This is a genomic window from Fervidicola ferrireducens, from assembly GCF_001562425.1.
In the GTDB taxonomy this organism is placed as follows: Bacteria; Bacillota; Thermosediminibacteria; order Thermosediminibacterales; family Thermosediminibacteraceae; genus Fervidicola; species Fervidicola ferrireducens.
This window is the reverse complement of record NZ_LOED01000014.1, coordinates 1-24,186: the sequence shown is the minus strand read 5'-3', so window position 1 is coordinate 24,186 and position 24,186 is coordinate 1. Positions and strand designations below refer to the sequence as shown.

Sequence of the window (24,186 nt, the reverse complement as noted above, 5' to 3'; positions counted from 1 at the left end):
ATTTAAATTTAATTAGTTTACGACGCTTTGCTGGAGATGATTGCATGGGTGAAAACCTTACTTTCAATGCCGTTTCTCCTAATGATAGAAATTCAAAGGATTCAGACGACATATTGGTGGAACTCAGTAATTTTTTCAGGGTTATTGTGGAGTCCTTCGATAAAATATTTAAAAAATACGGTGTTTCGAGGACAAAGTTCAACGTGCTTTTAATTTTGGGAAAAGGGAAGGAAGAAGGTCTCAGCCTTTCTCAAATAGGAGAAAGGATAAGGGTGAGCAAAGCAAATATAACAAAACTCATAGACAGGATGGAAAAAGAAAATCTTGTGGAAAGGAGGTACGATAAAAAGGATAGGAGAATAGTGAGGGCAAAGCTCACTTTGAAGGGGGAGGAGCTTTTTAAGGAAATTTTCCCTAAGTATAAAGAACAGTGGCAGAAGATAATTTCTGCTCTGGAAAATGAGGAAAAGGATCATTTGATAATGATACTAAGAAAAATAGAAAAAAGAATATTTGAAAACGGGTGATAAACGATGAAAACGAGAAAATGCATTCAAAGGATTTTAGCATTTATTGCTTTAACCATTTTCACAATCGTAGGAACAAGCGCAAAGGCTTCGACTTTACAGCCGCCTGACGAAAAATTAGAGAAGCTGAGCCTTTTAAAGTGCATAGAAATGGCATTGAAAAATAACATAAACCTCAAATTAGTTCAAGATGAGCTCGATATGGCCAAGCTGCAGGAGGAAAAAGCGGATTTTATGTCAAGAAAATTGGGAAGTGGGGAAGATACAATTAGCGAGGGCAAAGAACAGCTTTCGGAGGCGAAAGAACAGCTTTCTGAAGTGGAAAAAGAATTAGAAGACCCGAACCTTCCTCCCGAAAAAAGGGCTTATCTTGAAGGAATGAAAAAACAGCTTGAATCTGCCATAACGGAAGGCGAAGCCCTTTTAGAAAAAGGGGAGGAACTACTGGACAAATCCCTTGACCAGATTATAGCGGGTTTAAACAATGTTAAGTCAGCGCAGGATTTGATAAATATAAAAGCGGGAGTGACGTTGGATGTAGCGTCTACTGCAAGATCCCTTGCAGACAGGCAGATAGCGCTTCTGGTGCAAAAGCAGTACTACGACGTTTTAAAGGCTCAAAAAATCCTCGAGGTGAAACAAAAAGCATTGGAAAGGGCGGAAGGGCAGCTTAATATTGCCCAAGCAGGGTATAATGCCGGGATGGTGGCAAAGGACGACGTGCTGCTTGCCAAAACACAGGTCTCCTTAATGAAAGCTGACCTGGAAAAGGCAAAGATGGATTTAAGCAAGGCAAAAATTGAGCTTAAAAAGAGTATAGGATACCCTTTGGAAAAAGATATAGAGATAGAGGATGTTTTCACGACAGAAAAATATTTTCCAAATTTGGAGGAAGGGATAAAGCAAGGGCTGAACAACAGGCTTGAAATAAGAAAAGCAAAAGGAGAGTATTTGGTTTACAAACTCAACTTTGACATAGTAAAAAGGATTTACCCTGAGAATACTTTTCAGTACCGGGAAGCACTCTTGCAGGTAAATAAAGCGTGGGACAACTACCAGAAAGCCATTATTGATGTAGAAGGCGATATTAGAAACGCTTACGATTCCCTTATGTACGCCCAAAACATGCTCGATTATATTCAAAACTGTGTAAAGGATGCCCAGGAAGTATTAAAAATAGCGGAGTACAAGTACCAAAAAGGCTTTCCTTATCCAACCAAGAACCTTAAAACTATGGATCTGGAAGATGCATCCGGCACAATACTAGAGGTCCTGGCAGCCCAGGAAAGGCTTGCAGATGTAGAAGAAAAAGTAGTGGAAATAGTGCATAGCTTCAACCTGGCAAAGGCGAATTATGACAATTCCATAGGGCTACCTTTAAAATAAAGCGGGAGAGTAGGGACTATGGGGAGGAAGTTAAAAATAAGGAAGTTAAAAATTTTTACGGTTTTAATTTTAGTTTTTTCTCTTGTGCTTCAGGGATGCTCGACAAAAATCAACGAGAACAATTCTAAGGCAGACAGCCTTGAAATAAGAGGGACGGTAGAAGCAAAAGAAGTGGATATAAACACAAAAATACCGGGGAGACTTGCTAAGATTCTAGTTGAGGAAGGCCAAAAAGTAAAGGCGGGACAGGTTTTGGCAGTAATTGAAAGTGATGAGCTCGTGGCCAAAAAGGCTCAAGCAAAAGCTTTAGCCGATGCTGCAAAAGGACAGGTGGATATGGCTTATGCTGCTCTAAAAGCAGCAGAGGCAACCCTTGAAAAGGCAAAAAACGGTGCGAGGCGTCAGGAAATTCAGGAAGCCCAGGACTATTATGATCTTACCGTGAAAACATACGAAAGGGTTAAAGACCTCTACGAGCATGGGGCAGTGCCTGCACAGAAGCTGGATGAGGCCTTGACCCAGATGAACATAGCAAAGCAAAAGCTTGATATGGCAAAAGAAGGAGCGCGAAAAGAAGATATAGAGGCGGCGCAGGCAGTTGTGGAACAGGCAAGGGCTGCCTATGAAGCCGCAAAAGACAAGTACCAGCAGGCTATCGCAGGGGTTCAGGAAGTAGACAGCTATCTCAAAGATACAAAAGTATTGTCACCAATAAATGGTACAGTAACGGAGATTTATTGCGACGAAGGTGAAATTGTTTCTACAGGGATGCCAATTGCAACTGTTACAAACCTTGATGATGTTTGGGTGAGGGTGAATGTCAGCGAAAAGGATTTATCAAAGGTGAAAGTAGGTCAGGAAGTTGTGGTAAGAGTCATTGCTTATCCTGAAAAATCTTTTAAGGGCAGGGTGAAAAGAATAAGTGAAAACCCCGATTTCGCAGTAAAAAGAGCAACAAATGACAACGGATCCCAGGACATCATGACTTTTGAAGTAAAGGTTGAATTATTGGAAGGCAGAGAATTGATGAGGCCAGGGATGACAGCCTTTGTGAGATTTTAATGGATTCCAGGGGGTTATTTGAGTTGTTATATTTTATAAAAAGTTTAAAAGAAGAATTTTTGAGGATATTTAAAGACCCAAAATATATTTTGATAGTCGTTTTAATACCCACTTTGGTTTCACTGGCACTCTGCTACATGTATCTTCCCGGTGTAGTAAAGGGTGTAAACACAGCAATAGTTGATATGGATAATACTTCGCTCAGCAGGAAGATAATATGGTATTTTGAAAATAATGAGACTTTTAAAGTGAATTATTACCTTAATGACGATAAAAATTTAGAAGGTCTAATAAAAGCCGGGAAAGTGGATGTGGTTGTTTTTATCCCTGAAGGCCTTGAAAAAGATGTAAAAAATCAAAAGTCGCCAAAAGTTCTTTTAGTTGTCAATGGCACAAATATGTCTGTCTCCAGCATTTGCATTGAAAAAAGCGCAGAAATCTTGATGACGGTAAATGCCGAGATCACGGTAAGTTATTTAGAGGCAAAAGGTGTACCGCCGGATAAGGCAAAAAATTTTGCATTGGGGCTGCCCTTTGAAAAAAGGATATGGTACAATCCGACCCGAAATTACGGGAAGTTTTTAATGCCCGGTGCAATAGCTTCACTTTTTCAAATTTCTATTGTTTTAGGGGCAGCCACTTCAGTTAATGGTTCAAAATACAGCGTATTTTCGAAAGAAATGTCGTTTTTAAATAGGCTTTCCTTTATTATGGGAAAAATCATTTTTCACGGCCTAATAGGAGCGTTCTTCTTGAATATGACCTACTTCCTTTCGATGAAATACTTCTTCCTTGGCAGAATTGAAGTATTAAAAAACGTAGCCATACTGTCCTTACCCTTTGCCTTAACCATCTCTGCTATTGGAGTATTTTCATCCCTAATCTTGCGCGAACAAATTGCCTCAACAGAAATTGCTATGTTTTTGGTGCTTCCCACCTTAATTTACTGCGGGTACACCTGGCCGACCCTTTCAATGCCTCCCTTACTCGCTAAAATTGCAAGGCTAATACCTTTATACTATTTTGCCGATCCTGCCAAAAGCATCATGATGACAGGAGCAAGTCTTAAAACATATTTTTACAACTTTAACGCCCTTTTAATATATTTTTGTGCAATTTTTACGTGCATTTGTATTGTTTTGATTTTCTGCAAAAGGAATAGGAAAGCGGTGATAGAACAATGCTTAAAAGAGAATTGATGCAGTTAAAGAAAGATAAATTGCTGTTTGCCGCACTTATCTTAGCGCCTGTTTTCTTCACAGTGCTTTTTTCATGGTACTACAGCTCTGGTGTTGTAAAGTCCATTCCTACAGCGGTTCTAGACTTTGATAATTCTTCATTGAGCAGGATGATCATAAATTATTTCGAGAATAATGAAAAATACGATGTAAAGTATTATGCAAAAGATGAGATTGAGCTGAAAAATTTGATAGAACAGGGTAATGCGAGAATGGCTTTAGTTTTTCCACCCGATTTTTCACGCAAAATAAAAAAAGGTGAGGACACGAGAGTGCTTGTGATATGCAATGAAACCAATCTAATTGTGGGCAACAACGCCCTTACAAGGGCCTCCGAAATATTGCAAAGCTTAGGAGTAGGGATTCTTATAAAAAAAATTGAATCCCTCGGTTACCCGCCTGAATACAGCGATAATTTGGCAATGCCTCTTGGTTTTGCGACAAGGGTTCTCGGAAACCCTGCATACAACTATAGTTATTTCCTGATTCCCGGTCTTATAGGGGTAGTATTCCTCGAAATATCGATTCTAAATATGGCAAGGACAGTTGCTGTCGATGCTTTGAAGGAAGAAAATGTTAAAGAACTTTTAGGAATTTACATAACAAGGATGTTTTTATATCTCATCTTGCTATTACTTGTCTTTATAATTTGTATTTTTGCGGTCAATAAATTTTTTAAAATTCCTATTCGAGGAAAGATGACAGATGTTATTGCGCTTGCGATTCCATTTATAACCTCATGCATTAACATAGGCGCATTTTTGGGAATTGTCACCAAAAATCCTCTATTTTCTGTTCAAGTTACAGCTTATTTGTCAATGCCGACTTTTCTTGCATCTGGTTTTACCTGGCCCTACCATATGATGCCCGAACCGATAAAAAAATTTGCAACGTTTTGGCCTTTGTATTCCTTTATAATTCCCCTTCGGAACATTATGTTGCTCGGCTCATCAGGAGAAGAAATACTGTTGGCTGTAAAGCAATTGGGCTTAATAAGTGTTTTTGGGTTTTTACTGAATATATTTATGATTTTACTTCGTTCAGGCTTCTCAGAAAAAGCAGGAATTGCTGGTGGTGAGTGATGGTGTAATGCGGTTCTGTAATGTTTTTTTTATTTTGAAAGAGTAATGTGATCGAAACTCTGGATTATCTATATTATAGCTTATTGACATGCGACTTTTAAATTGTTATTATGAAGAGTAAGCACTCACTCAATTTTCTTAATCCCCTCCCAAGTGATTAGCATAAATAACGAGGCAAGCCGAGGAGTGCATATTACCTCGGCCTGCTTTTTGCGATAACTGATTTATTGTTTGAGCAATCAAAGGGGGGATATTTTTTAAAAAGACAAATAGACCGAACGGTCAGTACTATTCTAACTAAAAAACAATTAAGAATGACAGTTGCGCAAAAGTAAAAGGGGTGCATTTTATGAAGTTTTGCAGAAAAAACACCAAAATAATAGCTTCGTTGTTTCTGATTCTCTTTGTGGCATCAATATTCCTTCTTGCTGGATGTTCAAAAAAGAAAGAAGAAGCAAAAAATGATACAGCAGTGCCGGTTAAAGTGATGAAGACAAAAAAGGATAAAATAGAAGACATAGCGACTTTTACAGGTCAGATTGAGGCAGGCGATGAGGTTAAAATTGTAAGTAAAATTTCTGGAAGGGTAAAAGAAGTCAATTTTGAAGTAGGGGACTATGTAAAAGAAGGAGAGCCACTAATAATACTTGAAACTGAAGAATTATACGACCAGCTTTCCCAGGCGGAGGCTGGTTTAGCACAGGCGAAGGCCGCCTTAGCATCGGCAAGGGCCAATCTTGCAGCCAATGAATCTGGGGCACTGCCGCAGCAACTTGAGCAGGCAGAGGCAGCGTTTGAGCAGGCAGAGGCAAACTACTTAAACACAAAGGCTGATTACGAGAGAATGAAGGCTTTGTATGAGGCGGATGCAATTTCAAAACAGGCATTCGACAGCATGGAACTGAAGTACAAAGTAGCAAAAAGCCAGTATGAAAGCGCAAAAGAACAATTGAGGTTGACTAAAGAGCGGTTGCCAAAAAATATTGAAGCCTTGAGGGCTCAGGTTGCTCAGGCGCAGGCTCAGGTTGCTCAGGCGCAGGCTCAGGTGGAGCTTATAAAAACAAATATAAGAAATTCGGTAATAAAGGCACCTATATCGGGCGTGATTTCATCAAAGCAGATAAATCCAGGCGAGATGTGCCAGGCAGGAGCAGCGCTAGGTTCAATAGTTAATATAGATAAAGTTAAGGTAGTTATTGATGTTCCAGAAGAGGATATTAATAAAATAAAGGATGGGCAGGAAGCAACAGTGAATATAGATGCCCTTGAGAATGAAGGTAAAATAAAGGGCAAAATAAGTAGTATTTCACCGGCATCGGGCCCAAGCAGGCTTTTTAAGGTAAAAATTGAGATGGAAAACAAAGATCACAAGTTAAAGCCTGGCATGTTTGCAAGTGTGAATGTCGTCAGGGGTATAAAGGAAAATGTGATTACGGTTCCAAAAGATGCTGTCCTGATTAGAAAACATGGTAATGTAGTTTATGTAGTAAATGAAGGTAAAGCCGAAGAGAGACTTGTAAAGATAGGAGTTACAAACGGCGATAAGGTGGAAATAACGGAGGGCCTGAAAGAAGGAGAGACGGTTATTGTAAGCGGCCAAAACATGCTGATGGAAGGGTCTACGGTGAAAATCCAGTGAAGATTTAGCAAGGGGGGTGAAATCATGAGAATTACGGAGACAGTTGTAAAAAGACCTGTTGCAACATTAATGGCTGTGCTTGTCATAATTATCCTCGGATTTGTTTCCTTGAGCAAGATGCAGGTTGATTTGCTGCCGGATATACAGCTTCCGACGGCTGTTATTGTGACAACATACCCTGGGGCAAGCTCCGAAGAAATAGAGACAATGATAACAAAGCCGATTGAAAAAGAAATAGCCGGGGTAGAAAACATAAAAAGCATATCTTCATCAAGTGAAGCCAATGTTTCCATGATTACGGTGAATTTCAACTGGGGAACAGACCTTGATACAGCGGTGACGGATATAAGAGAGAAAGTAGATATGGTTAAAAAAAGATTGCCGGACGACGCAGATGAACCAATTGTAATTAAGTTCGACCCATCTATGATGCCGGTGCTTATTTACGGCATGACAGGCGACAGGGATCCGCTTTTGATGAAGCAGATTGCTGAAGATATGATAGAGAAAAGGCTTGAGAGGGTAGCGGGAGTTGCAAGCGTCCAGGTTACAGGTGGAGTAGAGCGCCAGATAAGGGTCCTGCTTTCACCACAAAAGATGAACGGGTACGGAATCAGCTTTTCACAGGTTATACAGGCACTTGCAGCAAATAACCTGAACCTGCCAGGCGGAACTGTGGACTACGGCAGTAGGGAGCTTATAGTGAGGACTACTGGCGAATTTGAAAATGTGGACGAAATAAAAAACCTTCCTGTAGCTAATAGGCAGGGAGCTATAGTTAGATTAAGCGATATAGCCGATGTAAAAGATGCTACGGAAGACGTAAAAACCCATTCCAGAATCAACAAGTACGAAGGATTAAGAATACTTATACAAAAATCCAGCGACGCTAACACAGTGGCTGTGGCAAATGGAGTAAAAAAAGAACTCGAAGCGATTAAAAAAGAGCTTCCAAAAGGAATAGAACTGTATCAAATATTGGATCAATCGGACTTTATAAACAGGTCGATAAACAACGTGATATCAAGTGCAATACAAGGCGGTTTACTTGCGGTAATAGTTCTCTATCTTTTTTTACATAATTTCAGGTCAACAGTTGTTATTGCAATTTCCATACCGATCTCAATTATAGCCACATTTGTTGTAATGTATTTCAGCGGCATTACGCTGAACCTCATATCCCTCGGCGGCCTCGCCCTTGGGATAGGTATGCTGGTGGATAGCTCCATAGTTGTACTTGAAAATATATATCACCACAGGGAATTAGGTCTTGGCGGCATGGAGGCAGCGTGTGTGGGGGCAGAGGAAGTTACCCTCGCCATAGTAGCATCGACACTGACTACAATTGCCGTATTTTTGCCGATAGTCTTTGTAAAAGGTATGGCGGGAATATTGTTCAAGGAAATGAGCCTCACCATCACATTCTCTCTTCTGTCGTCCTTGATCGTCGCGATTACACTCGTACCTTTGCTGAGTTCCCGTCTGGTCAAAGTGACCTCTGCTGAAGAGAAAAAACAAGGGTTTCTTGCCAGAATATTCGAGGGAATGGACAGGTTTTACGACAGTGTAGATGAAAAGTATGGGAAACTTCTTGCATGGGCCCTGAGGCACAGGAAGATAGTAATACTTGCCATTGTTGGACTCCTTGTCATAAGCGTAATGGCGGTTCCTTTAGTGGGTACAGAATTTTTCCCGGAGACAGATGAAGGCAGGATATCGATAAAGATCGAATACCCTCTTGGTACAAAGGTGGAGAAAACCGACGAGTTGGTTAAATCTATAGAAAATATAGTTGCTTCAATACCAGAAGTTCAGATGTATTCGTCACAGGTTGGAACAGATACAAGAAGGAGCTTCCTCGGGACGACCGGAAGCGGCGAAATGGCCAGCATAGACGTGCGACTCGTTCCGGTCAGCGAAAGGAAGAGGTCAACTAAGGATGTAGTTGAAGAAATCAGGCAGAAAATTGGTGAAGTTCCCGGGGCAAAGATCGAGATAAACAGCGCGACCACTATGAGCACTATAGGGTCTGTTTCGGGGATGTCAGGAAGCAGTAAACCCCTCCAGATTGCTATAAAGGGGGACGATTTTGCTATACTTGAAAGCCTTGCTGAAAAAGTTAAAACTGTAGTCAAAAAGGTGCCGGGTACCAGGGATGTTGAAACATCCGTAGATGAGGGAAGACCGGAAGTCCGGATAAAAGTAGATAAGGACAGGGCTTCATACTACGGCCTGGATGCAAGCCAGGTGGCGCAAACAGTAAGAATTGCAATAAACGGCGTTGAAGCGACAAAATACAGGGTTGCCGGGACAGAGGTGGAAGTAAACGTCCAGCTCGATGAGCTTTCAAGGAAGACACTGGAAGACCTTGAAGGAATGACATTGATGTCTCCGTCTGGCGTCAATGTGCCGCTTAGAAGCATAGCTGAATTTACGATTACCGAAGGTCCAAATGTGATTAATCGTGTGGATCAGAAAAGAGTAGTATATGTGACGGCCGATATTTATAAGAGGAGTTTGGGAGAAGTAACAAATGACATCAAGTTAGCACTTTCTTCAATCAATCTGCCGGAGGGCTACAGTATAAGTTTTGAAGGCCAGAATAAAGAGATGATGGAATCGTTTGCGGATCTATTCCAGGCGCTGCTTCTTGCGGTTTTCCTCGTTTATGCAGTAATGGCAGCCCAGTTCGAGTCGCTCCTTCATCCATTTACCATAATGTTTGCAATACCGTTCTGCACGACGGGCGTTGTATTTGGCCTCCTGATAAGCAGGAGGGCGTTCAGCGTGCCTGCATTTATCGGTGTTATAATGCTGGCCGGTATTGCGGTTAACAATGCCATTGTACTGGTGGATTATATTAACCAGTTGAGGGCAAAAGGCAAGACGGTCAGAGAGGCGATAGTTGAAGCCGGCCCAAGAAGGCTCAGGCCCATCATGATGACAACACTTACGACAGTTCTCGGCCTTTTACCCCTTGCTCTTGGAATTGGTGAAGGCAGTGAAATCCAAGCGCCCCTTGCTGTTACCGTAATGGGAGGATTGTCCGTCTCAACCCTTTTGACCCTGGTGGTTGTGCCTGTGCTTTATTCAATATTTGAAGACCTGTCGGCAATGGTGGTAAGAAGAGTAAATATATTTAAGCAAAAACTCGGCAGAAATCTCATTTAATCGTAACAAAAAGCAGGGCGTTTTAATAGGAGGTCAAAATTGATAAAACTAGGGAGGGTCCTGAAAATGAGGAATAGAAAAATCATATCTTTCCTTGCAGCTGTCTTATGTTTTTTAATGCTGCTTGCAGGCTTTGCGGAATCCAAAGCTCGTGGAGATATTTCTGCTAATACGACCGAAATCGCAAACAGTGCATCTAAAAGTCCTGCTGCTGAAGAAAAAGTAAGCTTTTCACTTGAAGAATGCATAAATACTGCTCTTCAAAACAATATAAGCTTGAAAATTTCTCGGCAGGAATACGAAAAAACAATAGTGGAGCGAGAAGAAGCTGAATTTCAAGCAAAGAAGATAGAAGAGATTCGAGATGATAAGATATTGAGAAATTATGTCCCAACGGCTTTCAGTTTTGAGGGAGCACAGATCAAAGACCTCGCTCCCAAGTTGAAAGAAGCCAATGAACTGATAGTGAAAAAGAACCTTGCTCTCGATGAGCAAAACCTGAGGATAGAGGTAGAAAAAGCCTATTTTAATGTGCTTAAAGCTCAGGACAACCTGAAAAACGCAGAGGTACAACTTCAGCGAGCTAAAGAACAGCTAAAAAACGCCCAGGAAAGCTATAAGCAAGGTGTTGTGGCAAAAGATTCGGTTTTAATGGCAGAATCTGCAGTTGACAGCGCTGAAGCGAACAGAGTTTCGGCAGAAAAAAACCTCCAACTTGCAAAAATGAACCTCAACAAAATTATGGGCCGCAGCCTTACGGCTCCTCTGGAACTCACAACTACTTTCACTTATACACCTGCTGAAATCCCAGATGTTGAAGAAATGGTCAAAAGTGCCTTAGCGCTCAGGCCGGAAGTTATCAGTGTGAGAAAAATGAAGGAAGTTGCGGAACTCAACTGTAAGCTCGCACTAAAATACTACGCTGAAAACACTTTTACTTATAGAAAGGCAAAAATAGAGCTTGAAAAGGCTATATTAGGAGTAGAGGAAGCGGAAAACCAGATAGAACTTGCGGTAAGGTCGGCGCATTATTCATTGGTAGAGGCTGCAGAAAAATTGAAAGCTGCCCAAAAGGCTAAGGAGACAGCGCAGGAAGTATACAGAATAACAGAACTTAAGTATAAATCACAGGCTGCCACAATGGCGGAAGTGCTCCAGGCCATGGAAAATTTGAGGCAGGCAGAGCTTTTATATACAGCCTCAGTGTTCGATTATAATGTAGCAAGAGCACAGCTTGACAACTGGGCAGGCAAGGGCCTTGAATAGGCCTCTTAATTTTACAGAGGTGAAGTCCTTTGAATAAAGAAAAACAGGTAGAAAAGCGTTCATCGATACTTGAAGCAGCTGCTTCAATATTTTCCAATAAAGGCTATCCAAACACGAAAATGCAGGATATTGCAGAAAAAGCTGGAATAGGCAAGGGCACCATTTACCAGTATTTTAAGAGTAAAAAACACCTTTTCCAGCAGATAATAAAGGAAGGAATAGACCTTTACACGATTGGCCTGAAAAACGAGATAAAAGGTTATACCGGATTGGAAGAAATCCTTAAAAAGATTGTGAGATTCAGCTTTTCGTTTATGGAAAAGCACGGCGGTGTTTTGAAGATAATAGCAAGCCATCACACCCTGATTGACGAAAGTATGGTTAAATGGATATACGACAGGAAAACAAAAATAATAAACCTGCTTTCGAAAATAATCGATGAAAGCACTGAAAAAATCGCCCAAAACGCAAAAGATACAAATCTTGCCGCCTACTGCTTCTTCGGAATGATGATTTCCGTAATTGAAGAAAAGGTGTTCCACAACAGGGAATTCGATGTGGAAGAGGTTTCAGACCAGCTCGTCAAAATATTTTTATATGGGTATATGTGAAATGGGCAAGAAAGCCTCCCGCCTTATACCAGGCTGGGGGCTTTCTTAAGACTCCGATGAGAATAGCAAAGCAGCTTCCGGGATGGGCTCGAGAGCCCTTTCCAATATGCCCAGGGCGTATGCAATAAAGACCCCGTAGTTCACCACCGGGATGTTCCTGCGCTTTAAAAGCGAAAGCCTGTACAGCATCTCTTTTCTGTTTATCATGCACCCCCCGCAGTGAATCACCAGCTTGAAGTCCTCCAGGTTTTCAGGGAAGCCAAAGCCGCTGGACCATTCAAATTGTACATCAAAGCCAAGTATCTGCCTTAGCCACCTCGGTATCTTTACGGTGCCGATGTCGTCTTCCTGCCTGTGGTGGGTGCAGGCTTCGGCAATCAGTACCCTATCACCGGGCTTTAGGTTTTTTATGGCCTTCACGCCCTCCACGAGCTGCGCTAAGTCGCCTTTGTAGCGGGCAAAAAGTATCGAGAAAGAGGTCATGGGGATGTCCCTAGGTGTGTCCTGAGCCACTCGGGCGAAGGCCTGGGAGTCGGTCACGACTATTCGGGGCTTTCTGGCAAGGGAGGATAATGTATTTTTCAGCTCGGTCTCCTTGGTGACTACAGCAATGGCGTTGTGGTCCAGCACATCCCGTATAGTCTGCTGCTGGGGAAGGATTAGCCTGCCTTTGGGAGCAGCTTTGTCGATGGGCACCACCAATACCACGATGTCGCCCGGGGAAATAAGGTCGCCAATAAGAGGATGCTCCGAGATGCTCGATGGAGCTTTGTTTATTATCTCCCGCTTGAGTTCCTCTATGCCCTGCCTTTTCAGGGCGGACACTTCTATGAGGTTAATATTCAGCCTTTTTTCCCAGTTTTTCTTATCTTCAGGCGTGTATCCGGCAACATCGCACTTGTTTACAACTCCGACTACGGGTATGTTTTTCTCCCGGATCCTGCCCAGGATTTCCAGGTCATAGTCGGTAACTCCCGTCATGCCGTCTATTATTAAAACGGCAAGGTCCGTCTTATTGAGCACCTGGTAGGTCTTCTTCACCCGGAGTTCCCCGAGCTCGCCTTCATCGTCGATACCTGCGGTGTCGATTATGACGACGGGACCTATAGGCAAGAGTTCCATGGCCTTGAAAACCGGGTCGGTGGTGGTGCCGGCCACAGGGGACACCAAGGCTATATCCTGGTTGGTTATAGCATTTATTAAACTTGATTTGCCTGCATTTCTTCGGCCAAATATGGCAATATGGAGCCTGCTTGCTGTAGGTGTTTCGTTGAGGCTTGCTTTTTGCAATTTACATCGACCCCTCTACTAAGTAAATTATTACAGACTTTTTGCAAATCAATACTGCAAGTTAATTATATCACATATTGAGAATGACTACGATAAATGTTATTATCATATTAAGCAGCTTTTGTAATTTTCTGGAGAAGGAGGAGTTTGATTGCGGAAATATCTCGTTGCGCTCCTTGTGGTTTTTTCCTCTTTCCGGCCTTCGCCCGGGGAGACGGAGGTGAGATAACGCAAATAGGGGAGGATGTAGTGATAGGTGCCGGTCAGGTTTTAAACGGCGATGCGGTGGCGATTATGGGCGACGTGGTTGTAAATGGCAGGATTTCGGGCGACGCCGTAGCAGTAATGGGCGATGTGATTGTCAGCGGAATCGTGGAAGGTGACGCCACCGCTGTGGGCGGCAGGGTCATAGTCGAAGAAAACGGCAGGGTGCTGGGGAAGATAAACCAGGTGGGCATAGCAGGCGGCATCGGCGAAGTTTTGAGGAATCCGTGGAAGTACGAGTTTTACTGGAACCCCAAAATGCTAGCTCCCCGATCTATGGTATTTTATTTTTTACGATTCTTGGGCATTCTGGCCCTTGGAGCCCTGACGATAGCCCTGTTTCCCAACAATGTGGAAGTGGCCGCAAATGCCGTGGATAAAGACGCTGTCGGTAAATTAATCAAAGGGCTTGTTTTAATGCTGCTCATGCCGGTAGTTGCGCTGCTTTTGGTGTTCACGCTCATAGGCATTCCTTTGATACCAGCTGTCATGCTTTTGGCGGCTATAGCCGGATTTTTCGGGTATCTTGCCATAAGCGTGTTCCTGGGGAGAAAGTTAAATGTACACCTCCGCATAAATGAAAGTCTTTTTGCTGAATACCTGCTCGGGGCTCTGGTGCTCTGGCTGATACAGCTTGTGCCTTTCGCTGGAGGTATTGTTTCCCTGGCGGTCTTCATACTGTCCCTGGGCATCACTGCCGATACCAGATTCGGAACAAGGCAGGTATAGAAATTTCGTTAAAAATATAATTATTTTATTGCAACATGTTATAATTATTGATAGATTACGTCATGAGGTGGAAAAATGTCCTTACAGATTATTGAACTTTTCAAAGGCTTCAGGTTGATGGACCTTCTTGACATAGCTATAGTGGCTTACGTATCCTACAAGGCCATTCAGCTCATCCGGGGCACGCGGGCGGTACAGCTCATACGAGGAATCATAGTGTTCGTCGTTTTTACCAAATTGAGCGAATGGCTCGGACTATATACCATACACTGGCTTTTAAAAAATGCCATGACCGTAGGCGTCATAGCGCTCCTTGTGGTTTTTCAGCCGGAGCTCAGAAGGGCGCTGGAACAGCTAGGAAGGAGCAGGTTCTTTTCAAGCTCCCTTTTCGGATTGGGAGAAGAGGAGCTCAGCTTTCTCATAGATAATCTGGCACAAGCAGCGGAAGAGCTTTCGAAAAACAAAATAGGCGCTTTAATCGTATTGGAAAGGGAAACGGGCCTTAACGAATATATAGAAACCGGCATCAAGATAGAAGGGTATCTTACCGCAGAACTCCTTATAAACATCTTCATACCTAATACTCCCCTTCACGACGGAGCTGTCATAGTCCGCAACGATAAGGTAATGGCTGCGGGTTGCTACCTTCCGCTTACTGAAAATCCAAACCTCAGCAAAGAGCTAGGCACCAGGCACAGGGCGGCTTTGGGAGTTACCGAACAATCGGATGCGGTGGCCATAATAGTTTCGGAAGAAACCGGGGTAATTTCGGTGGCCAGGGAAGGCAAGCTCAGCAGGTACCTCGATGTAAAGACGTTGAAAAACGTGCTGAAGGAAGTCTACCAGATAGGTGATAAAAAAACAAATTTCCTGCACTGGAGGAGATTAAATGGGTAGGTATTTCTCCGGGGATGTTGCTTTAAAAATATTATCGGTGCTTGTGGCCCTAGTGCTCTGGTTGTACGTCATGAATGAACAAAATCCTCAGGTTACATATGTAGTGAGGGATGTACCGGTTCAGTTAAAAAATCTGGATGATACGAGCCTCGCGTTAAAAGACCCCTCGCAGCAATACTTTGTAAACGTGAAAGTCAGAGCCCGGCGAAGCATAATAACAGGCCTCAAACCGGAGGATATCGTTGCTGAGGTAAACCTGCGGGGCCGAATGGAAGGAGAAAATATGGTGCCTGTAAGCGTGAGCGTGCCGCCCAACGTTGAACTGCTGGATTTTTCCCCGAAAGAAATCGTGGTGGTCCTGGAGGCCGTAATTGAGGAGCAAATACCGGTTTACGTGGAAGTTAAAGGGGTTCCCGCCGAAGGCTTTGCCGCCAAAACACCTTTAGCCTCTCCTCAGGCGGTTTTGGTGAGGGGGCCAAGGAGCCTTGTGAATTCCTCGCGAAGAGCTGTAGTGGAAGCGGATATTAGCGATAAAAACAACATGGTGATCGCATCACTTCCGGTGAAGGTTGTGGATGCAAAGGGCAATGAACAAAAAGGGGTTACCTACAGACCCGAAACGGTGGAAGTGAGGATACCCATAGTGCCGGTGGCTACTGTCCCGGTCACGCCAAATATAAGAGGCAATCCCGAAGAAGGGTATATGATTAAAGAAGTGAGAGTCGAACCTTCGGTGGTTATGGTCACCGGCAATGTTGAGGTTTTAAAAAATATCAACCAAATTTCTACGGAACCGATAAACGTAAGCGGACTTTCCCAGAACATGTCGGTGGAGGCTGGGTTGCAGATGCCGCGCGGGGTTCAGCCTTTCGATGAGGCATTGAGCAAGGTAAGGGTTTTGGTGGAAATCGAAAGGGCCGACTTGAAAGCATTAAGTTTCACCGGCGATGATATCAGTTTCAGAAACCTGCAAGCTGGATTGAGGGTAGTTCCTGAGGATGGAGAATTTATGTTGACAGTTCGGGGACCGAACAGTATCATAGATAGAGTGGACATAGATTCGTTTAAAATATATGCTGATGCTGCGGGGCTTTCGGAGGGCGAATATATTCTAAAAATTAAAGCCGACGTTCCGGAACCTTATGAGTTAATCAGCGTAGAACCTGATACTGTAAAAGTAACTATTAAAAGACAATAAAATTTAGACAAAGAGTCTGGAGAGGAGAATTCCATGGGAGAAAGACTTTTTGGCACAGACGGAGTGAGAGGGATTGCCAATAAGGAACTTACCCCTTTGCTGGCCTATCGGCTTGGGAGAGCAGGAGCTCATGTGCTTTCTGAAAATCACCGCAGGCCCACGATAGTAGTCGGCAGGGATACCCGCATATCCGGGGACATGCTGGAGGCCGCACTTATAGCCGGGATTTGTTCTACAGGGGCGAACGTTTTAAAAGTTGGGATAGTTCCGACTCCGGCGGTGGCATATTTGACCCGTCATTTTGGCGCCGATGCGGGAGTGGTTATTTCCGCTTCCCACAACCCTGTGGAATACAACGGCATAAAATTTTTCAACAGCGAAGGCTTCAAATTGCCCGATGCAATGGAAGACGAAATCGAGGCTTTGTTAGAGGATTGCGATGACCGGATAAAAAGCCCAACAGGGCCGGAAGTGGGCAAGGTTTTCAGCGAAGATGGCATTTGTCCTTATGCGGAATTTATAAAATCCATAGCCAATCGTGATTTTACAGGTATTAAGATAGCTTTAGACTGCGCGAACGGTGCAGCATATAAGATTGCTCCGCTGGTATTCAGAGAGCTGGGGGCGGAAGTCTTCGTCATAAACGACTGTCCCGATGGGTGCAACATAAACGTTAATTGCGGTTCAACGAACCCAGAAGTTATATCACGCTTCATGAGGGAAGTCAGGGCCGACGTCGGCCTTTCTTTTGACGGCGACGCCGACCGGCTCATCGCCTGCGACGAAAATGGCGAAATTATCGATGGGGACCACATCATGGCCATATGTGCCGATTATATGAAAAGCCGCGGGATTTTGAAGAACGATACCGTGGTAGCAACTGTAATGAGCAACATGGGATTCGAGGTGGCGTTGAAAAACAGGGGGATAAAGACGCTAAGGACTAAAGTGGGAGACAGATATGTGCTGGAGGAAATGCTGAAAGGAGGCTACAATCTGGGAGGAGAACAATCGGGGCACATAATCTTTCTAGACCACAATACTACGGGAGACGGCATATTAACGGCGGTAAAACTGCTTTCGGTAATGGCAGAATCCGGAAAACCGATGTCGGAATTAAGGAATATAATGAAAGTGTATCCGCAGGTACTTGTAAATGTAAAAGTGAAGAACAAGTCCGGATACATCGAAAACAGAAAAATAAAGGAAGCTATTGAAGAAGCCGAAGCCCTACTGGGCGAAAACGGCCGTGTCGTGGTTCGGCCATCGGGTACCGAACCTCTAATCCGAGTGATGGTCGAGGGAGAGGACGAAAAAGTTATAAACGAACTGGCCTTGCGGCTAGCCGATGTGATAAGAGAAGAACTGTCTTAAACTGGACCCTTTTAAAGGAGGTGATGGAAGTCAAAAGGCACCGGTCGACACGGTTAAAGAAAAGAGAAAGGGGTGAGATATAGCATTAATAAGAATATGTGTTTTGACTTAAAAAATACGGAGACTTTAAAAAGCGCCTGAGCTCTCGGAGGAATTTTCTTCGGGAGCTGACGAGGATGGGGTTTATCGAACTTTCGGCGGATGCCCCACGGTGACCTGCCACCGTAAGAGGCCTACAAAACCGGCGAGCGATCGCCGGGACAAAGGGGTCTTCAGCAGGATTGAATTGCGTTGAACCTTGAAAATTAAAAAGAAAGGCAGGAAAAGGCTATGTGTGGAATTGTCGGCTATGTGGGAGACAGGGAAGCTGCTCCCGTTTTGATAGATGGGCTAAAAAGACTGGAGTACAGGGGATACGATTCGGCAGGTATCGCCGTGTACAATTCCTGCAGCATGAAAGTGGTAAAAAGCGAGGGCAAAATAAAAATTTTGGAAGAAAAGCTAGGAGGAGCTTATCCTGAAGGTCATATCGGCATAGGTCATACCCGGTGGGCTACTCACGGCAGACCCTCCGATGTCAATGCTCACCCCCATAGCGATTGTTCGGGAGATTTTATTGTGGTACACAACGGTATCATCGAAAACTTCCAGGAACTCAAGGAATGGCTAGAATCCCGAGGACATAGGTTTGAGTCCGAAACCGATACGGAAGTCGTGCCTCATCTGATTGAGCATTTTTACAAGGGAGATTTGTTCGAAGCGGTAAGGATGGCGGTAAAAAAGCTCGAAGGCTCCTTCGCCCTCGGGGTGATTTCCAGCAAAGAACCGGAGACATTGGTGGCTGCGCGGAAGTCAAGTCCGCTTATAGTGGGCCTCGGAAGCGGCGAGAATTTTGTAGCATCGGATATACCAGCCATACTTCAGTATACCCGTCGCGTCTACATCCTTGAAGATGGGGAAATGGCGAAAATAACCAAGACTGGCGTCGAGATTACGGATTTTGAAGGTAATCCCGTATCCAAGGAAGTATTTGAAGTAAAATGGGATGCAGTGGCGGCTGAGAAGGGTGGATACCCGCACTTTATGCTGAAGGAAATTCACGAACAGCCCAAGGCTCTGCGGGATACCATGACAGGGCGGCTTTACCCCGAAAGGGGAGAAGTAAGGCTGGATGATATAAAGATAACCAAAGAAGAGTTAGAAAATCTCAAGAAGATATTCATAGTGGCCTGCGGCACCGCTTACCACGCCGGCGTGGTGGGTAAGTACATTATAGAAAAACTTGCCCGCCTCCCTGTGGAAGTTGACTTGGCTTCGGAATTTCGATACAGGGAACCCATGGTCGGCAAGGACACGTTGGTGATAATAATCAGCCAGTCCGGAGAAACAGCCGACACTTTAGCGGCGCTTCGCGAATCCAAAAAACTAGGGGCTAGGGTGCTTGCAATAACCAACGTCGTGGGCAGCTCCGTTTCCCGGGAGGCCGACGATGTGCTATACACGTGGGCCGGCCCAGAAATTGCCGTTGCTTCTACCAAGGCGTACAGTACCCAGCTCGTTGCCCTGAATTTAATAGCTCTTCACTTTGCAAAACTTCTCGGGACCATTTCCGGTGAGGAATTCGCCGAAATCGCACTGGCTTTGAAAAAGCTGCCCGACCAGGCAAAGGTCATCCTTGATTCTGAAAGCGAAATCAAAAAAATGGCCGAAGAGTACGCTCAAAGAGAGCACATATTTTATATAGGCAGGGGTCTGGACTACGCAGTAGCTTTGGAAGGGGCACTGAAGCTGAAAGAAATCTCTTACATTCATGCGGAAGCTTATGCTGCGGGCGAACTGAAACACGGCACTCTGGCCCTGGTCACGGAGGGTGTGCCGGTTATATCCCTGGTAACGCAGGAGCATTTGTACGAAAAGACCCTGAGCAATATTAAGGAAGTCAAGGCAAGGGGTGCGGCCGTAATTGCCCTTGCCAATGAAGGAAACGAAGATATCGCAAAATCTGCGGATCGTGTAATGTACATCCCCAAAACCCACCCGATGCTGACGCCTGTACTCGCTGTTATACCCTTACAACTTTTCGCATATTACGCCGCCGTTGCTCGTGGCTGCGACGTGGATAAGCCGAGAAACCTCGCCAAGAGTGTAACGGTGGAGTAAGTGTAGAAAAAAGTGATTCCGTTTGGGGAGGCAAAAGGGAAGAGGTTTAAGGGTCAAGTAGCAATGAAATAGCAAAGGGATAAGTGGTAAAGCCTTGAGAAATGCGGGCTTTATGCTACTTATCCCTTTTTCCTACTGGGGAGAGAGATGGTTTTGTTTTTTAATAATGAGCAGGTTAACAGAGGCAGAAAAATTGTAAATACTGGTATAATTATTTTAATTCTTCTTTTGTTCGGAGATTTTACTGCTAATTTAATATCTAATGGTATTAAGGTATTAGCAGAAAAAATCATCATTAATGGGCTGGTTTTATTCAATATCTTTTTGTATTATAAAGGGAATAGAATGGCGTTTAAGGTAACTATGTTTCTATTATCAATGGTTTACATTTTAATCTTCGGTTTACTGCCTGTTTATTTGGTTTGGGAATTACTGCGTGTGTTAAATATTTTAGATGCTTTTGGGGGTGCTTTGTATTTAGTTATCTTAGCAATAATTATAATAGGAGTTAATATTTTGATATTTAAAATGGGATTTTATGACGATATTTTAGCATTCAAAAACTACTATTTCCATTCCCAACAAGGTAGTCAGAATTTTCGATTAGGAGGCGAGGCTTACAAAAAGAGAGCTCCTAGAAAATGACATGTATATTTTATACTGGTTTGAGGGATTGGAAACGGAAAAGGTTTTTTTAAATCAACAGGATGTAGAACCGACAACGGAAGGGAATGGTATATGATTGTAAGAGTGCACAACTTACGGCTGCACGTTGACGAAGAAGAAGCGCTGCTCATAAAAAAAGCGGCGCAGCGGTTAGGGGTAAATCCGGAGACCATCGAGGATCTGAAGATTGCACGCAAGGCCATCGATGCCCGGCGGGCCGAGGTGTATTTCACCTACCACGTGGATGTCAAGCTAAAAGGGGGTATGCGGCTTCCCCGTTCGATCTTTAGGGCCCCGGACATATCCTTGGTGGAGCCTGTCAGGGAAGAACCGCTTGCTTTGGGAAGTGAGCGGTTAACGTATTCACCGTTGATCGTTGGGGCTGGACCGGCCGGGCTTTTTTGCGCCCTCACGCTGGCTGAATATGGTTATAAGCCGGTGGTGGTTGAAAGGGGCAGAGACTTAAGGCGACGGGTCGAGGATGTCGAGCGTTTTTGGCAGTGTGGCGAGCTCGATCCCGAATCGAATGTACAGTTCGGTGAGGGAGGAGCAGGAACGTTTTCTGATGGTAAACTGACCACGCGCATCGGCGATGTACGAGTAGAGAAAGTGTTTAAGACGCTGGTGTCCATGGGCGCACCTCCCGAGATCGAATACTTGAAAAACCCGCACGTTGGTACCGACCGACTCAGGGAGATAGTCTACAATATGAGGCGGCGTATCCTGGAACTGGGTGGCGAGATATATTTCGAAGCGCGGCTCACGGATCTTATTGCCGAGGGTGGGCATATAAAGGGGGCGGTTATAAACGACGCCATCGAGGTCGATGCGGAGGTGCTGGTTTTGGCGGTTGGGCATTCGGCTCGTGATGTTTATCGCTTGCTTTACCGCAAAGGGGTAAGCCTTACTCCCAAGGCGTTTGCTGTTGGGGTGAGGATCGAGCATCCGCAGGCCCTGATCGATAGGATCCAGTACGGTAAATACGCTGGGCATCCGCGGCTTCCGGCGGCTGAGTACCGTATTACCTATCAGGACGAGGAGACGGGAAGGAATGTCTATTCATTCTGCATGTGCCCGGGGGGCTACGTGATTGCCAGTGCCTCGGGAGAGAATCAGGTGGTAGTAAACGGCATGAGCTACTGCGCTCGTGATTCCGGAGTGGCCAATAGTGCGCTCTTGGTTACAGTGAGCCCTAAAGATTGGGATGAAGATATCTTGGGAGGAGTTGCCCTGCAGGAAAAGATGGAGAAGGCTGCATACCTCCTGGGAGGAGGTGGCTATAGGGCCCCGGCCCAGAAGGTCGTTGACTTCCTCATGCGCCAGGAATCCTCAAGCTTTGATAGGTTGCAACCCACTTACCGTCCGGGGGTGATACCGGCAAATCTGGATCGGATACTTCCTGACTTCATTGCCGAGCCCTTGAGAAGAGCGCTCATCGACTTCGATCGTCGGATGCCCGGCTTTGCGGGCAAGGAAGCGGTATTGACGGGAGTAGAAACGCGTAGCTCGGCTCCTCTGCGGATTTTAAGGGGAGAAGACTTTCAGTCCGTATCGCTAAAAGGGTTGTATCCCGCAGGGGAAGGAGCCGGCTATGCCGGAGGTATTGTCTCGGCCGCCGTAGATGGGATTAAAGTAGCCGAACAGATCATACGGACTTACGCTCCCCCGGCAAAGAAGACGGTACTTAAGGACAACCGCCTGAGTGACGCGCGCAATCTTTAAAGGCAGGAACAGGTAGGCCAGGACTTTCCTCGTAGCAAGCCCGGTCACGAGAAAATAATTCCTCTGGTAATGGTACTTCCTAATTCATTAGGGAGAGGATCTCACATGTTTCCTTAACTCAATTTGTTTTCTAAAAATCTGCCTGAACAATTTATCTCTTGTTGCCTCTGGAATATTTACAAAGGTATATTTACAATAAATGCAATTATCAGATACAGGGTAACTGTAGGTGATTCTCCCGTTTAAAATTAATACTTCACCATCTTCAAATTGAAGCCTCATTTTGTAAGGATTTGCCATATTGAAAGTGTAAGAATTATCACATACAAATAACAGATAGTCGCCCGACAGTCTTTTGACTTTAACGTTTATATTCTTACCGTCTTGTGTAATTAAATATGCATCTAACTCCCATAATATGGATACATAGCTCTTTTTTTCAAGAAGCCTTATATTTGAAATTAGATAATTGTTTTCATCTATTGGAACTACATCAACTTCATACTCATATATTGAATTAAATTTTTCTATGACAAGAGAAGCTGAGATTAAATTCCACAAGTCTTCTATATCTTTAGTAGTATTAGTAGATTTAAAATAACTTTTCTCTTCATTAAGGTAAAAATATCCCTATAAATTAATTATATCTTTGTAAGTTTGTAGTGAAAGGTATGCTGGCAAAATTTTTTCGCCCACTGACTTTAATATATCCATCGGTAATATAATTCTTTCGTTAATTACTTCTAGTGCTGCATCTACAACTTCTGGATCAAAGTCTTTTTTGCTGCATCTTTTGAGTTCGGCAATTATTTTGTCAACGGAAACGGTTTGTTTATAGCTTCTTGGGGAATGCAAGACATCTATTACATCTGCGACCTTAATAATCCTGCTTGGGAGAGGGATATCATTACCTTTTAATCCGGTGGGGTAACCGCTTCCATCATACATTTCATGATGGTATTTTACCCATAAAGGGATCTCAGGATATATATCACCTAACAATTCCTTTGTAATTATATATCCATACTCTGCATGGCGTTTAACTTCCTCGTATTCTTCTTCTGTCAATGAGCCTTCTTTATTGATTATACTGCTTTTGATTCTTATTTTCCCAATGTCATGGAATAAAGCTGCGTAGTAGAGTTTTTCAAGGTCGCTCTTCGAGAAATTCAGTTTCTTAGCTATTTCAACAGACCAGAACGCTACATTGAAGGCATGCAGTCTTAAAGACGGCTGGTTAAATTTTATATTATCTTCAAGCACCATTAGAAGTCTTGAAATTCTTTCAATACCGATTAATTGGCTGTATTTTGAAAATGCGTAAGAATATATTTCAAATAGATTAAATTTACTGAAGAATAAAGATAGTAATTCTGCGATATCTTTAGTTTTATTAGTGAATCCAAAATACACGCAAACAATAATATCTTTATGTTTCTCTACTTTTATAGGGATACATACTTCTTCGATAAAATTTTTATTCATTGGAACAATAGTATCATCGTCTTCGATAAGATGATAAACAGGTTTTAAGCTCTCACATGCAAGACTCACAATATTATTATTTTGTAGGATTTTTAAAGAGAGGGCAGTATCAGTAATTTCGGTCCCAATTTCTTCGACATCATATATTCTTTTATTATCCACCAAATAAATACTTAAACAGTCTATATTGAATTCTGTTTTGAAGTTTGAAAGACTTTCAATCAAATCTAAATTAATTTTGGTATTATTATCAAAATATGTGAGCATTCTTGATGTCACTCCTTCGTTGCTCGTGCAATAAAAGCAATAGTTTTATTATGAATTTATTCTATAAAGAAAATTTAAATCCTTCTTACTTAAAAAAAAAAAAAAAAAAAAAAAAAAAAAAAAAAAAAAATAAAAAAAAAAAATAAAAAAAA

The 24,186-nt window shown here is 43.4% G+C and carries 19 protein-coding genes; 16 read left to right on the top strand and 3 right to left on the bottom strand.

Translation table 11 applies throughout. The features are described 5' to 3' along the window. Positions 1-44: 44 nt before the first annotated feature. The 9 genes from AN618_RS06570 to AN618_RS06530 all read left to right on the top strand — a co-directional run bounded on the left by AN618_RS06570 (position 45) and on the right by AN618_RS06530 (position 11,982). The gene (locus AN618_RS06570; RefSeq protein ID WP_066353334.1) at positions 45-527 is read left to right on the top strand and encodes a MarR family winged helix-turn-helix transcriptional regulator; all 483 of its coding nucleotides are present in this window, start codon (positions 45-47) and stop codon (positions 525-527) included. A gap of 6 nt (positions 528-533) precedes the next feature. After that, positions 534-1,913, top strand: coding sequence for a TolC family protein (locus AN618_RS06565; RefSeq protein WP_066353330.1), 1,380 nt, complete (start codon positions 534-536; stop codon positions 1,911-1,913). Positions 1,914-1,931: 18 nt separating this feature from the next. After that, positions 1,932-2,975: an HlyD family secretion protein gene (locus AN618_RS06560; protein ID WP_066353329.1), complete on the top strand. Its 1,044-nt coding sequence runs from the start codon at positions 1,932-1,934 to the stop codon at positions 2,973-2,975. A 23-nt stretch (positions 2,976-2,998) separates the two neighbouring features. Then, positions 2,999-4,174, top strand: a complete 1,176-nt coding sequence (locus AN618_RS06555; RefSeq protein ID WP_066353328.1) for an ABC transporter permease — start codon at positions 2,999-3,001, stop codon at positions 4,172-4,174. Then, entirely contained in the window at positions 4,156-5,295 is a 1,140-nt protein-coding gene (locus AN618_RS06550) for an ABC transporter permease (RefSeq protein ID WP_066353327.1), read from the top strand. Before AN618_RS06555 ends, AN618_RS06550 begins: the two co-directional genes overlap by 19 nt. 349 nt (positions 5,296-5,644) lie before the next feature. After that, positions 5,645-6,934, top strand: a complete 1,290-nt coding sequence (locus tag AN618_RS06545) for an efflux RND transporter periplasmic adaptor subunit (protein WP_066353326.1) — start codon at positions 5,645-5,647, stop codon at positions 6,932-6,934. A 24-nt stretch (positions 6,935-6,958) separates the two neighbouring features. Then, positions 6,959-10,105 carry an efflux RND transporter permease subunit gene (locus AN618_RS06540; RefSeq protein ID WP_066353325.1) on the top strand — a complete coding sequence of 1,049 codons (3,147 nt, stop codon included), beginning with the start codon at positions 6,959-6,961 and terminating at the stop codon, positions 10,103-10,105. Between the two features lie 66 nt (positions 10,106-10,171). Beyond that, positions 10,172-11,371, top strand: a complete 1,200-nt coding sequence (locus AN618_RS06535) for a TolC family protein (protein ID WP_157081653.1) — start codon at positions 10,172-10,174, stop codon at positions 11,369-11,371. Positions 11,372-11,400: 29 nt separating this feature from the next. Then, complete coding sequence (locus tag AN618_RS06530) at positions 11,401-11,982, top strand: TetR/AcrR family transcriptional regulator (protein WP_066353323.1); 582 nt, start codon at positions 11,401-11,403, stop codon at positions 11,980-11,982. A 45-nt stretch (positions 11,983-12,027) separates the two neighbouring features. Here the strand turns inward: AN618_RS06530 and hydF are convergent, their stop codons facing one another. Further along, positions 12,028-13,272: a [FeFe] hydrogenase H-cluster maturation GTPase HydF gene (hydF, locus tag AN618_RS06525; protein ID WP_066353321.1), complete on the bottom strand. Its 1,245-nt coding sequence runs from the start codon at positions 13,270-13,272 to the stop codon at positions 12,028-12,030. A 147-nt stretch (positions 13,273-13,419) separates the two neighbouring features. Between hydF and AN618_RS06520 the strand changes: the two genes are divergently transcribed. The 7 genes from AN618_RS06520 to AN618_RS06490 all read left to right on the top strand — a co-directional run bounded on the left by AN618_RS06520 (position 13,420) and on the right by AN618_RS06490 (position 22,282). Next, the gene (locus AN618_RS06520; RefSeq protein ID WP_245628431.1) at positions 13,420-14,265 is read left to right on the top strand and encodes a DUF8173 domain-containing protein; all 846 of its coding nucleotides are present in this window, start codon (positions 13,420-13,422) and stop codon (positions 14,263-14,265) included. A gap of 75 nt (positions 14,266-14,340) precedes the next feature. Further along, a complete protein-coding gene (gene cdaA, locus AN618_RS06515) occupies positions 14,341-15,162 on the top strand; it encodes a diadenylate cyclase CdaA (RefSeq protein ID WP_066353320.1) in 822 nt (273 codons plus the stop codon). Further along, positions 15,155-16,360 carry a CdaR family protein gene (locus tag AN618_RS06510; protein ID WP_066353319.1) on the top strand — a complete coding sequence of 402 codons (1,206 nt, stop codon included), beginning with the start codon at positions 15,155-15,157 and terminating at the stop codon, positions 16,358-16,360. Before cdaA ends, AN618_RS06510 begins: the two co-directional genes overlap by 8 nt. Positions 16,361-16,393: 33 nt before the next feature. Continuing rightward, positions 16,394-17,734 carry a phosphoglucosamine mutase gene (gene glmM / locus AN618_RS06505; RefSeq protein WP_066353318.1) on the top strand — a complete coding sequence of 447 codons (1,341 nt, stop codon included), beginning with the start codon at positions 16,394-16,396 and terminating at the stop codon, positions 17,732-17,734. 330 nt (positions 17,735-18,064) lie between these two features. Next, positions 18,065-19,894 carry a glutamine--fructose-6-phosphate transaminase (isomerizing) gene (gene glmS, locus AN618_RS06500; RefSeq protein WP_066353317.1) on the top strand — a complete coding sequence of 610 codons (1,830 nt, stop codon included), beginning with the start codon at positions 18,065-18,067 and terminating at the stop codon, positions 19,892-19,894. A 147-nt stretch (positions 19,895-20,041) separates the two neighbouring features. Then, positions 20,042-20,539: a hypothetical protein gene (locus AN618_RS06495; protein ID WP_222926374.1), complete on the top strand. Its 498-nt coding sequence runs from the start codon at positions 20,042-20,044 to the stop codon at positions 20,537-20,539. 93 nt (positions 20,540-20,632) lie between these two features. After that, a complete protein-coding gene (locus AN618_RS06490) occupies positions 20,633-22,282 on the top strand; it encodes an NAD(P)/FAD-dependent oxidoreductase (RefSeq protein WP_187694891.1) in 1,650 nt (549 codons plus the stop codon). Positions 22,283-22,369: 87 nt separating this feature from the next. Here the strand turns inward: AN618_RS06490 and AN618_RS13530 are convergent, their stop codons facing one another. Continuing rightward, complete coding sequence (locus tag AN618_RS13530) at positions 22,370-22,843, bottom strand: PilZ domain-containing protein (RefSeq protein ID WP_222926372.1); 474 nt, start codon at positions 22,841-22,843, stop codon at positions 22,370-22,372. Positions 22,844-22,912: 69 nt separating this feature from the next. Continuing rightward, positions 22,913-24,034, bottom strand: coding sequence for an HD-GYP domain-containing protein (locus tag AN618_RS06485; protein ID WP_222926370.1), 1,122 nt, complete (start codon positions 24,032-24,034; stop codon positions 22,913-22,915). Between the last annotated feature and the right edge of the window lie 152 nt (positions 24,035-24,186).

What these genes read in the sequence shown, in the direction of transcription:
- glmM (WP_066353318.1), top strand. Translation starts at nt 16,394, where the DNA reads ATGGGAGAAAGACTTTTTGGCACAGACGGAGTGAGAGGGATTGCCAAT.
- AN618_RS06540 (WP_066353325.1), top strand. Translation starts at nt 6,959, where the DNA reads ATGAGAATTACGGAGACAGTTGTAAAAAGACCTGTTGCAACATTAATG.
- AN618_RS06485 (WP_222926370.1), bottom strand. Translation starts at nt 24,034, where the DNA reads ATGCTCACATATTTTGATAATAATACCAAAATTAATTTAGATTTGATT.
- cdaA (WP_066353320.1), top strand. Translation starts at nt 14,341, where the DNA reads ATGTCCTTACAGATTATTGAACTTTTCAAAGGCTTCAGGTTGATGGAC.
- AN618_RS06570 (WP_066353334.1), top strand. Translation starts at nt 45, where the DNA reads ATGGGTGAAAACCTTACTTTCAATGCCGTTTCTCCTAATGATAGAAAT.
- AN618_RS06510 (WP_066353319.1), top strand. Translation starts at nt 15,155, where the DNA reads ATGGGTAGGTATTTCTCCGGGGATGTTGCTTTAAAAATATTATCGGTG.
- AN618_RS06565 (WP_066353330.1), top strand. Translation starts at nt 534, where the DNA reads ATGAAAACGAGAAAATGCATTCAAAGGATTTTAGCATTTATTGCTTTA.
- AN618_RS06495 (WP_222926374.1), top strand. Translation starts at nt 20,042, where the DNA reads ATGGTTTTGTTTTTTAATAATGAGCAGGTTAACAGAGGCAGAAAAATT.
- glmS (WP_066353317.1), top strand. Translation starts at nt 18,065, where the DNA reads ATGTGTGGAATTGTCGGCTATGTGGGAGACAGGGAAGCTGCTCCCGTT.
- AN618_RS06545 (WP_066353326.1), top strand. Translation starts at nt 5,645, where the DNA reads ATGAAGTTTTGCAGAAAAAACACCAAAATAATAGCTTCGTTGTTTCTG.
- AN618_RS06550 (WP_066353327.1), top strand. Translation starts at nt 4,156, where the DNA reads ATGCTTAAAAGAGAATTGATGCAGTTAAAGAAAGATAAATTGCTGTTT.
- AN618_RS06560 (WP_066353329.1), top strand. Translation starts at nt 1,932, where the DNA reads ATGGGGAGGAAGTTAAAAATAAGGAAGTTAAAAATTTTTACGGTTTTA.
- AN618_RS06490 (WP_187694891.1), top strand. Translation starts at nt 20,633, where the DNA reads ATGATTGTAAGAGTGCACAACTTACGGCTGCACGTTGACGAAGAAGAA.
- AN618_RS06535 (WP_157081653.1), top strand. Translation starts at nt 10,172, where the DNA reads ATGAGGAATAGAAAAATCATATCTTTCCTTGCAGCTGTCTTATGTTTT.